Source organism: Glutamicibacter sp. 363 (genome assembly GCF_052379505.1).
GTDB lineage: Bacteria > Actinomycetota > Actinomycetes > Actinomycetales > Micrococcaceae > Glutamicibacter.
Window position 1 is genome coordinate 16,766 of the sequence record NZ_JBQSYR010000037.1, and the last position, 10,716, is coordinate 27,481.

General features: G+C 60.8%; 9 protein-coding genes and 1 tRNA gene. 1 reads left to right on the forward strand and 9 read right to left on the reverse strand.

Features of this window, described 5'->3' with window-relative positions:
• Positions 1 to 62: 62 nt before the first annotated feature.
• From ACT3UA_RS17175 to ACT3UA_RS17210, 8 genes are all read right to left on the reverse strand, one after another.
• Positions 63 to 902 (reverse strand): phage holin family protein, encoded by an 840-nt coding sequence (locus ACT3UA_RS17175; protein ID WP_096287370.1) that lies wholly within the window; start codon positions 900 to 902, stop codon positions 63 to 65.
• 516 nt (positions 903 to 1,418) lie between these two features.
• Positions 1,419 to 1,491 (reverse strand) — tRNA-Asn (locus ACT3UA_RS17180).
• Between the two features lie 182 nt (positions 1,492 to 1,673).
• Positions 1,674 to 2,507, reverse strand: coding sequence for an ABC transporter ATP-binding protein (locus tag ACT3UA_RS17185; RefSeq protein ID WP_255248476.1), 834 nt, complete (start codon positions 2,505 to 2,507; stop codon positions 1,674 to 1,676).
• Entirely contained in the window at positions 2,504 to 3,295 is a 792-nt protein-coding gene (locus tag ACT3UA_RS17190) for an ABC transporter ATP-binding protein (RefSeq protein WP_105569927.1), read from the reverse strand. The genes ACT3UA_RS17185 and ACT3UA_RS17190 overlap by 4 nt, the downstream gene beginning before the upstream one ends.
• Before the next feature lie 8 nt (positions 3,296 to 3,303).
• A complete protein-coding gene (locus ACT3UA_RS17195) occupies positions 3,304 to 4,158 on the reverse strand; it encodes an ABC transporter permease (protein WP_096287376.1) in 855 nt (284 codons plus the stop codon).
• Positions 4,155 to 5,105 (reverse strand): ABC transporter permease, encoded by a 951-nt coding sequence (locus ACT3UA_RS17200; protein WP_105569925.1) that lies wholly within the window; start codon positions 5,103 to 5,105, stop codon positions 4,155 to 4,157. Before ACT3UA_RS17200 ends, ACT3UA_RS17195 begins: the two co-directional genes overlap by 4 nt.
• Positions 5,106 to 5,111: 6 nt before the next feature.
• Entirely contained in the window at positions 5,112 to 6,764 is a 1,653-nt protein-coding gene (locus ACT3UA_RS17205) for an ABC transporter substrate-binding protein (protein ID WP_096287380.1), read from the reverse strand.
• Positions 6,761 to 7,936, reverse strand: coding sequence for a C45 family autoproteolytic acyltransferase/hydolase (locus ACT3UA_RS17210; protein WP_096287382.1), 1,176 nt, complete (start codon positions 7,934 to 7,936; stop codon positions 6,761 to 6,763). The genes ACT3UA_RS17205 and ACT3UA_RS17210 overlap by 4 nt, the downstream gene beginning before the upstream one ends.
• A gap of 148 nt (positions 7,937 to 8,084) precedes the next feature.
• Here ACT3UA_RS17210 and ACT3UA_RS17215 point away from each other — a divergent pair, with 148 nt between their 5' ends.
• Positions 8,085 to 8,933, forward strand: a complete 849-nt coding sequence (locus ACT3UA_RS17215) for a MurR/RpiR family transcriptional regulator (protein WP_217990394.1) — start codon at positions 8,085 to 8,087, stop codon at positions 8,931 to 8,933.
• 815 nt (positions 8,934 to 9,748) lie between these two features.
• Here the strand turns inward: ACT3UA_RS17215 and ACT3UA_RS17220 are convergent.
• The coding region (locus ACT3UA_RS17220) for an MFS transporter (protein WP_444617581.1) at positions 9,749 to 10,716 on the reverse strand (968 nt) is incomplete at its 5' end.

Here is a 10,716-nt window from a genome sequence, read left to right on the forward strand (position 1 = left end):
TTCCGAGAGGCCATGCTGCGCGGTTGCGTGATATCGCCGCGCCACCTCATCGGTTCAAGAACCTAGGAGCGCTTGACCAGCTTACGAATGATCGCAACGAGAGCCCCGGCCGACGCTGCAATGATCGCAAAAGGCTTAGCCTTCTCCACCCGTTCTTGTCCTGCACGATCAGCTTCGCTGTTCTCACCATTGTTCACCGACGGGGTGACGAAACTACGTGCCTTGGCAGCAGCGTTAGTCACCGAGTCTCCGGCGTTTTCGGCAAACTGGCGTGCTTTGTCGATTTTGGCTTTGGGTCCTAGAACGCTCTGACCCAAGTTGTCGCGCAACGCCTGTATCTGGCGGCGGCGACGCTTTGTGCGAAGTACCAATTCATCCGCGCTAGGAGCCGGAGGTTTAGGTTCCTTCTTCTTGTCCTTTGCGGACTCTTCGGATTCGTCCTTCTTGCGCATTGGCTCATCCAAGGTGCTGACGTCGAAGTTGCTGCCGTCCTTGATCACACCGATATCGTGGCGCAGGCCGCGAATCGCTGCTTCTGGAGTCAGCGGCAAGGCTTTCTTAACCTTGAGATAAATAACAAGGGCAAGAATTGCTGCCACCAGCAGGAAGAAACCTGCGACGATCAGTGCAGCTGCCCAGCCCTGGAACCAGATAGCCAACACGTTCACCAAGGTGACAACCACTGCAACTACAAACAGCGAAACTACTACAAGTGCGCCCGCCGCAAGTCCGGCGGCCACACCCAAACTGATGCCCTTGCTCTTGAGCAAGGTGGTTCCTAGCTTGATCTCGTCCGAGAGCTGCTGCGGGACAAGCTCCTTGAGTCCATCGACTTGCGCCTTGGCACTCTTGACGCTCGACTTCAGGCTTTCATCTGCTTGCATCGAATCAGCTTCAGACATGGTTTCTCCATATTCTCGATCGCTCGGCAACCGGTGTTTCCACGCTAGCACTCCGGTTACCGCCTACGTATCAGTCTTCAGGCGTAAACCCCACAGCTAAATCTCATGCCACGGGTGTAACTGTTAACGATTTGAAAGTCTATCGTCTATCCACTTGAGCTTATAGGAAGCGACCGCATCAATATGCATGCCCCGTAGTTCACATCCTGTTCATCAGTTACCTGCCGACTAATCGTGTCCGAGGCCCGTCAATACCTCACCGACCAGAAATCCGATTCGCTCTCAAGGATCAGTTTTATATAGTCCATGCTGACTACCCGAACCTCTAGCCGTCCGCCGCGTCTCAAAACGCACCGGAGCGAACACGCGATTACCTAATAAATATCCTAGCCAGAGCCCAACTCGCGACGCTATCAGGGTTTCCCCTGAAGATCGCGCAGATATCCCGAAGTCCAATGGGTGAAGCTTTAATGAATAAGGCCCCAACCGCGTCATGCGGTTGGGGCCTTAAGAAAGCTCCTCCAACTGGACTTGAACCAGTAACCCTTCGATTAACAGTCGAATGCTCTGCCAATTGAGCTATGGAGGAATACAACGAGTAATACCTTAGCATCGGCCAAATGACGTTTTCAAATCGACTACACGCTGCGTCCAGAACAACGTGCCCAGTTAATTTTAATAGCCCAAAAAAGAGGATCGTAGTGACTGCCGGCCGACCAATCTCAACATGGAGCCTTGACACTGTCGAACCAATAATTCGAATCTGCTATGTCAGCGTACTGACTGGAGCAGATCGAATTCCCGACGACGTGCCATGACCTCGTCTGGGTCCCACCCGAGACCGGGGACCGAAGAAATCAGCAGCTTGGTGTAGTCGTGCTGCGGATTCTGCAACACGTCTGACACTATCCCCTGCTCGATGGGATCCCCTCGATACATGACCATCACCTTGTCACTGACCTCCTGGATGACTGCTAGATCATGGCTAACAAAGAGCAACGCGATGCCGCGCTCCGCGCGGATCTCGTTGAGCACCTGAAGAATCTGTGCCTGCACCGACACGTCCAGTGCCGACACGGCCTCGTCGAGGACCAACAGCTTCGGGCTGCTGGCCAACGCGCGGGCAATGGCCAGACGTTGGCGTTGGCCGCCACTGAGTTGATGCGGGAAGGAAGACAGAAGTCGCGGTTCAAGACGCACAGAGTTCATGAGCTCTGTGATTGCCCGCTGCAGCTCGTCGCCGCGCAGGGGCGATTGCAACTTCAGCGCCTGGCCCAAACACTGGCTCACCGACAGCCTGCGGTCCAGGGATCCATACGGATCTTGGAACACCATCTGAATTTCTGCGGCCCGTTCCTTTCGCCCCGCGGCACCCCGCCGATTGAGTGCGCGGTCGCGGCCAGCAATTTCAACGCTACCGGAATCCGGAGTCTCCAAGCCCACGAGCATACGTGCCACCGTGGTCTTGCCGGACCCGGATTCACCCACCAGTCCCAGGGATTCCCCCGGCGCCAAGTCGAAAGAGACCTTGTTCGCAGCCACCACGGCGGGGCGCCCCTTGCCCATGTCGAAGCTCTTACAAAGCTCCCGAACGACGATACTCACAGTCTTTGTCCCTTCAAGCTCGGAACTGCCGACAACAATTCCCTGGTGTATTCCTCACGCGCGGCGGCAAATAGGTTATTGCCTTCCAGCTCCTCGACGATGCGACCCTTGAACATGACATAGACCCGGTCACAATAGGCGGCGGCCAGGTGCAGGTCGTGGGTAATGAAGAGCATGCCCAAACCTCGTGAGCGTTGGGCCTCGCGCAGCACCGATAGCACCTCAGCCTGAGTGGTGACGTCCAAGGCACTGGTAGCCTCGTCGGCCAGGATCAACTGAGGTTCGCTGCTGAGCGCCGCAGCTATCACCACACGCTGGAGCATGCCGCCGGAGAACTCATGCGGGTATTGGCGCATGCGTTTCTCCGGCTGGGTCAGCCCCACGGCGCGCAGCAGCTCCGTGCCCTTGGCGCGTGCGGCGAACTTGTCCACGCCCAGCACGTGGACCAGGCGTTCGGTCAGCGAGTCACCGATGCGCCGCACCGGGTTCAAGCTGCCCCGCGGATCCTGGTGAATCATGGCCACCTCCCGGGAACGCACCGAGTGGAGTGCATCCTCCCCGCAGGTAAGCACGTTCTCGCCATTGACGTTGACGGTGCCGGTACATGAGGCCGACTGGGGGTACAGCCGAAGGGCCGCCCTGACGGTGGTCGACTTGCCGGAGCCGGACTCCCCTACCAGGCCAACCACCTCGCCGCGTTCCACGTGCAGATCCACCCCGTGCAGCACGCGAGTGCTGCCTCCGGGCGTGGCGAAATCCAGTTGCAGGTTCTTGATCTCCAGGAGCATTGTCTTCCTTATGGCTTCTTGACGTTGAGCTGGTCCGAGAGTCGGACGCCGACGATGTTCACCGCGACGACGACGGCGGCAATGACCAAGCCCGGGGCGAGCGTTGGCCAGAGATGGCCCTGGATAATCCCGGCCTGGCCCTCCTGGACCATGAGCCCCCATTCGGAGCTTGGCGGTTGGGCACCGAAGCCGAGGAAGCTCAGCGTGGCGAGGCTCATTAGGCCCTCTCCGAAGAGCACCACCAGGTAGCCCAGTAAGGCCGGGGACATGTTGGGGATCAGGTAGCGCAGGCAGATCATCGGCGCGCTCACGCCTTGGATCCTGTAGGCGTCGATGTAGGGGCGGGAAAGTTCGGCCAGCGCAATACTGCGAGTGAACTTCGCGATCACCGGCGCGTAGGCAAGCGCCAGGGCCAGGATCGCGGTGGCCGGCCCCTTGCCAAAGACGGCGATGACCAGCACCACGAAGAGCAGCCCGGGGAAGGCAAACATCACGTCGGTGATGCGGGCCAGCAGCGTATCGACCCATCCGCCGTGCCAGGCCGCGAGCGTGCCGATCAACACCCCGAGCACCGTGGCCAGGGCGAGCAGCAGCAGCGGTCCGATCAGGCTTTCGCGCGCCCCGAAGAGCACTCGGGAGAAGATGTCCCGGCCCAATTGGTCGGTGCCGAACAGGTGCCCGGCCCCGGGCGAGGTCCAAATGGCCGAGAAGTCGATCTCGTCCGGGGCATACGGTGCGATCCAGGGCGCGAGGACCGCTCCCAGGATCACCAGGACCAGAAATCCCAGGCAGGTGTTGAAGGCCGCACCATACCCCTTGGTGCGTTTCCGCGGCGCATTGATCAGGGTCGTTGAGGTGCTCATGGTTTCCCCGTTCTGGCACGGATCCGTGGATCCAATAGTGGGTGGACGATGTCCACCAGCGTGGTCACCAGCATGTAGGCGACGATCATGTAGAGCAGCACCGCCTGCACGACGGCAAAGTCATGGGTGTTTATGGCGTCGACCAGCAGCGCGCCGACGCCGCTGATCCCGAAGACCCCCTCGATCACCACGGTGCCGGCGAGCATGCTCGCCACCACCAGGGCGACCATGGTGATCACCGGACCCCAGGCGTTGCGCAGTACATGCCGCACCACCAGCTTGCGTTCCGCCAGCCCGAAGCTGCGGGCCGCCTCGACGTGGTCTGCGTCCAACTGTTCGATCATCGACTGCCGGGTCACCCGGCTGACGATGGCCAGCGCCCCGATGGACAGGGAGACCGCGGGAAGGAACAAGTGGTGCAGCCGTCCGGCGATTCCGTCCCCGGCCCCGGTGACCGGGAACCAGCCCAAGGTGACGGACAACAAGTAGACCAGCAGCAAGCCGGTCACGAAGGAGGGGATCGATGCTGCAAGCGTCGTCGAGCCGGTGATCGCCGAGTCGACCCGCGAGCCACGGCGGATCGCCGAAACGATGCCAAGCCCGATGCCCAGGATGATGAACAGCACCGAGGCATAGCCAACCAGCCACAGCGTGTTGGGCAACCGGGTGGCCATCAAGTCCGACACCGGCTGCAGGTAGTGGAACGAGGTCCCGAAGTCGCCGGTGAACGCGTGGGTGAGCCACAGCCAGTACTGGACAAGCACCGGCTGGTCGAGGTTGTACTGGGCGCGCACGGCCGCGATTCGTTCCGGGGTGATGCCCTCGGGGTTGCCGATCAGGAAGGTGACCGGATCCCCCGGGGCCGCGTGCATGGCCATGAAGATGATGAACGACCCGGCCAGCAGGGTCACCAGCATACCTGCCAGCCGGCCAATAATGCGTTTCATGTGAGGCTACTTTCCCGCCGCCGCGCCAAGGTCGGCGGCCCACGGGTAGTAGATGAAGGCGGCCGACGAGGGGGCGCCGGTGACTTCGGCATTCAGCGCCACCGTCGCGGGGGTCTGAACCACCGGAACCCAGACCATGGCTTCGGTCCAGCGCGCTTCCAGCTCGATGGAGAGCTTGGCGCGCGCCGCGTCGTCGGTGGTTGCCTTGGCCTTGGCCACCAGTGCGTCGTAGGCCGGATCGGAGAATCCGACATAGTTCACCCGGGCGGTGCTCTCGCCGTTCTTGTAGAAGCCCACCGGGTCGTTCTTGGAGATGTAGTACTCATCGGAGAAGAAGTCGGCACTGGTGCGCAGGGTCTCGTCCGAATAGAAGTCGCCGTATTGCTGTGGCGGGACGGTGATGATCTTTGCGCTCAGGCCGATGCTTTGGGCGGCCGCGACCAGGGCGTTGGACACCACGTTGCGAACCGAGCTGCCGTCGCTGGCAATGACCAACTCGCCGTTGGGGAATGCGGAGGATGCAACGAGCTGCTTGGCCGCGGCAATGTCTGCCTCGCTCGGTTTGGCGGGCGCGCCCTCAAGCGCGTCGTAGGCGGTTTCGAACGTCTCGCGTTCATAACCCCAGGAGCCCGGGCCCACGGGGGTCTTCCAGGGTTCGGCCAGTGATCCGAATGCGGCGGTGGCGATGCCTTGCCGGTCGAGCACCAGGGACAGCGCCTTGCGGATGTTCGCATCCTTCAGGATCCCGCGTTCGGTGGCAATCAGCGACCAGACGTTGGTGGCCGGCCCCTGGGACACGGCGACATTGTCCTTGCCCTGCAGCGGAACGGCTGCGGCCGGCGAGTCCAGGTAGGCGCCTTGGGCTTCCCCGCTGATCAACGCGTTCACCACAGCATTTTCGTCTGCCCACCGGAAAGTTAGGGTTTCGGTCTTCGCGGCCTTGGCCGGGTTCCAGTATTCGACGGCCTGGTTCAGAACGACCTCGCTGCCGGACTTCCAGCTGCCAAGCTCATAGGGGCCGCTGCAGGCATCGGAGCCGCTCGGGCCGCCAAAAGCCTCGCCCTGAGCTTCGAGGGCCTTGCGGTTGTAGATGATGCCACCGTTGCCTGCCATCGCCTGGATGAAGATGGCGTCTTCGTCCAGCATGTGGGCAGTGACCTCGTGCGATCCGGTCTTCTCCAGCGATTTCACGTTGGCGTATTCGTCCGATTCCTCGGCGCCCTCGGCCATGTGGCGTTTCATGCTATAAAGCACGTCATCGGCGGTCATCGGGGTTCCATCGTGGAACGTCACGTCCTTGCGGAGCGTGAACACGACCGTGGCTTTGTCCACCCATTCGGCCTTTTGCGCCAGATGGCCGGAAATACTCAGGTCCGGCTGGAGCTGCATGAGACGCTCACAGATATTGGCCAGCACGGTACTGGCGCTGGTGGCACTGTCGGCGTCGGGATCCAGCGTGCTCGGTTCCTTCGAGAGCATCCACACTGCCTTGGCCAGGTCCCCGGTTGCAGGTGTGGTGGTGGGCCCGAAGCTCACTTCGACCTCGGGCACCGCCGTGGGGCCTCCGGCTCCGGAGCAGGCGCTGAGGCCGAGAGCAAGGGCGGCGAGCAGCGCCGGAATGGTGCGGCGTCCGGCGCTACGGCGAAGTGGACTGTTCATGATGCGTTCTCCTTCGTGGTTCCCATTGCGATTGAGTTGCGGCTGCCCGGGCCATCAAGGACGTTCCAGGGAAGAATTTGGTAGTCATTGGTGCAGGGGTTGCCCGGGGCAATGAAGTACTCGCCTGTGGTCAAGTCGATGCAGCTGGAGAGCAGCGTCGACCACTGGCGGACTTCGGGACGGCGCACATCCGGGTGGGTGCACACCGACTCCGGGTAGCCCAGATGATCAGACATGGCTTGATGAATCAGCTGGCGTGCCTGCTGGCTGTCCGTGGCCATGCGTACCTGGCTCAAGCCCGCTTCTGTGCGCGGTACCCGGAAGAGGGAGTCCACCGAGACCGGCTGGTAGCTCTCAGCCAGCTGGGCGGGGATGAATGCCTGGTAGTGGTTTCCGTGCACGAGCAGCCCGTTCGTGGGATACATCCAGCCACTGCGCCCCGGGGTGGTTTCCACGTCAATGGCAAATCCGTCCGCGAAAGTGAGTAACGCGTTGGAGGCGATGTGAGTCTTGGTGCGCACCAGCGTGTTCAGGGCGTCGGCGAATTCGCTCTGATTCAGCACCATACGGCGGATGAAGGTCTGCGGTAGCCCCAAGGCAGTGCCGAATCGGCCACCCAACCCATTGGCGTTCAGCGCAATGCCCGCGCTATTGGCCCCGTGCCGGCCGATCTGCCCGGCCTCCACCTGCATGATCAGCGTTGGCAGCGGGTCCTGAACAACGCGCAGGATCAGCACCGTGTCCCGAGTGCCATGGCGCCAATCCCAGTTTTGTCCAGCGTAGACGTGCCCGTCTCCGCTGGCAGAATCCAGCAGCGCAAAGCTCGTGCAACCCTCAACTTCATCTTCGTCCGGGGCGGGCAGAGCCGCCGCGTCGTAGATGACCTCCCCTCGCAGGTTCAACAACAGGATGTCAAGCATCTGGACCCCGGCGCCCTCGGCAATCCCGGCGACCTCCTCCATGATCTCCGGAGCCTTCTCGGCGCACAGTGGCACCCAAGCCGCCGCCCGTTCACGCATCCCCTCCCAACTGCGTCCGAGTTGTTGGTCAAAGGCCTCCGTGTAGAAGGAAATGGCCTTCGTGATTAGGTCGGCAGCTCCTTGTCCGTATTGCCTACCCCGTTCTCGCGGGGTTCCCGAAATCTCTAGGGTGCGAAGTTTCAACTGTTCCATTGAAGGTGTTCCTTATTGGCGCGAATGCCCGTTGCCGTTGGTGCCGCTCCCATAAACAGATGTATTGTCTGTTACAAGAAGGGAAGTGCTTGAAATGAACGATACAACAAAATCTGGTGATGTAACAGACATTACGGAGAATCCAGGCTTGTTAGTTTTACAGCAGCGGGTCCGCGACCACTGGGAAGAACTATCAAAGGCCGAACGTTCGGTGGCCCAACTACTAGTGCGCACCACTGCCGAGCGGCTGCTCTACGCCGGGGCGCAAGACCTTGGCGCAGAGAGCCGAACCAGCAACGCCACGGTGGTGCGCACCATCCAGTCACTCGGATACAGCGGTCTCTCCGAACTCAAGCAGCAGGTCGCGGCGCCGTTCTCCGCCGCGGTCTCCCCCGAGATTCGGGCACGCCAACGGATCAAGAGTATCGGAGGGAACATTGAGGAGGTCTGGCGCAGCGTGAACACGGAGGCCTCGGAACGCTTGGAACTGGCTTTCGCCGAATCCTCCATCGAACCAATGACGCGCGCCGTGCACTTGGCGCTGGCGGCCCCGCGGGTAATCACCTATGGCGTCGGAGCCTCGGGATTGGCAGCGGAGCATCTTGCTCTCAAGCTCAATCGCATCGGGCTTCCCTCCCATTTCATATCCGCCAGTGGCTTTCAACTGGCCGACCAACTGCTGATGATCAGCGCCGAGGACGCAGTGATGGTTTTCGCCCCTGGGCGAATGCTTGCAGACCTTCGCGTATTGCTCCAACGCGCTCGCGACGTAGGAGCAAAAGTCGTACTGATTAGCGACGAACTACAAGAGGAACTCAGCGGCGAGGTCGAGGTCTGCCTGCACGCCCCACATACCCCGACGGGACTCACCGCAGAAGCGCTGACCTCCCTGTTGGTGGCCGACGTTCTAGTCCAGACAATTTCCGCTATGGAGCAAACCCGAACGGTACAGACCAAACACGAACTTACTGTCCTGCGTCACGCCTTGGCCCATTAACGAGCTTTTCATGGGGTTTCGGATGAACGCTGGCTCCACGGCATTACACAGATCGGCGGATCGTCGTGTTTTCGGTAACGCCAAGAACCTATGAGCCGCCGACCAGGGTACTGGTTCCATCGCCCGGCTACTGGCTGTAGTTCACTTCGGGGGTCCATCGTGACATGGTGGATTGCGCCGCGAGGTACCGGTTCACCAGCGTTCGCGCAGGTGCGCTGCCCCTACCACGGACGGCTCAATAGGGTAGGTTCTCCAGCTGACTCCCGTGCACGTTGGCTTCTTTCTTTCAGCGTGCAAATCCGCATGCCAAAATCTCCATGCTCACTCGTTACACCAGAGAATGAGGTCGCCTACGTTTTTACGGTCCAACGGTCCGTGACAGCTCCCACTTAGTCCGCAGTACTCTCGAATCATGAAGTTCACGGTCGGTTCTTTGACGGTGTCCATATAGGCTCCGGAAGCCGTATCAATAATTGAAGAACTCAACGGACAGTTAACGAAACCGAAGACGAGCTAGTTGCCCGCCTCCGGCCCCAGTTTCTAAACTAGCGAATTGGCTGCGATGTCAAGACGCTGCTAAATCCGCCGCACGGCCCTCAATTCCTCACAGGTTATGAGCCACACCCCCATTACCTCTGGATTTAGGGTTGCCGCGGATCGCTTGGCTCCCAATGAGTTGAGTGACCCTTCGCGAGCGATCAGCAGTTGGTGTTGGGCTTTTTGTATCCGCCTGTCGATTATTGATTACCTGTTGATGCATCCAGACTGAAATAAAAGAAGCTGAAGCGATGCGCCCTAATACCTCGTCCCCGCTGTCATGCGGAGATTGATTCGCCTGACGAGGGAGTGGAAGCCGCGGATTTGCTCATAGTGGTGGCAGTTATCACCGCTCCTGCAAAGGCGAGGATGGCGGCACCAATGAAGGCCGCCGAATACCCCCGCGTCAGATCCACCGCGGACGGTTCGGCACCGGAGATACCGTAAACGATTGCCGTGAGGGCTGCGAGGCCGAGGGCCGATCCGATCTGGTAGCTGGTACTCACCAACCCGGAGGCAACACCCGTTTCGACGGGCGGTGCGGCATTGATCGCGGTACCAAGTGAGGGGACGAACGCCAATGACATCCCGAGGGCCGCCAGCAGCGATGCCGGTAGAACGTCTGTGGCATAGTTTCCGTCCGGTTGCATCAAGGAGAGCCACATGAGTCCGGCCGCCAGCACGAGCAGCCCGGTGACAATCAGCGCCTTGGCACCGAACCGGGCTTGAAGCCGTGGCGCCAACGCGACCATGACGAGCACGACCAGGCCGGTCATCGGCAGGAGCGCGGCACCAGCAGCGAAAGCGGTAGCACCGAGCACCTGCTGTAGATACAGATTCAGGAAGAACCACATGGATACCCATGCCGCACCCAGCAGGAGCTGTGCGCCATTGGCCGCCCCGAGGAGCGGCGTGCGAAGCAGTCCGAGGCGCAGCAGGGGGGTGCGGCTTTTTGCCTGAATCACGAAGAAAATAGCCAAAAGGACGAGGCCTCCGGCCAGGACGCCGAGAGTAGGCGCGGTAAGCCACCCCACTTCTGGGGCATTCACAATAGCGTAGACGGTCGCAGCAAGCCCGCCGGTCACGGTGGATGCCCCGGCGATGTCAATTGATCCCGACGCCTTCCGCGCGGTTCGAGGAAGCACCGTTGCGGTGAATGCCAGCACGAAGACCGCGATCGGAATGGTGACATAGAAAACCCAGGGCCAGCTCGCGTATTCGGTCAGCACTCCGCCGAGGAAGACGC

Excerpts from the sequence above, each read along its gene's own strand:
- ACT3UA_RS17175 (WP_096287370.1), bottom strand. The coding sequence starts at position 902 with ATGTCTGAAGCTGATTCGATGCAAGCAGATGAAAGCCTGAAGTCGAGC.
- ACT3UA_RS17190 (WP_105569927.1), bottom strand. The coding sequence starts at position 3,295 with ATGCTCCTGGAGATCAAGAACCTGCAACTGGATTTCGCCACGCCCGGA.
- ACT3UA_RS17195 (WP_096287376.1), bottom strand. The coding sequence starts at position 4,158 with ATGAGCACCTCAACGACCCTGATCAATGCGCCGCGGAAACGCACCAAG.
- ACT3UA_RS17200 (WP_105569925.1), bottom strand. The coding sequence starts at position 5,105 with ATGAAACGCATTATTGGCCGGCTGGCAGGTATGCTGGTGACCCTGCTG.
- ACT3UA_RS17205 (WP_096287380.1), bottom strand. The coding sequence starts at position 6,764 with ATGAACAGTCCACTTCGCCGTAGCGCCGGACGCCGCACCATTCCGGCG.
- ACT3UA_RS17210 (WP_096287382.1), bottom strand. The coding sequence starts at position 7,936 with ATGGAACAGTTGAAACTTCGCACCCTAGAGATTTCGGGAACCCCGCGA.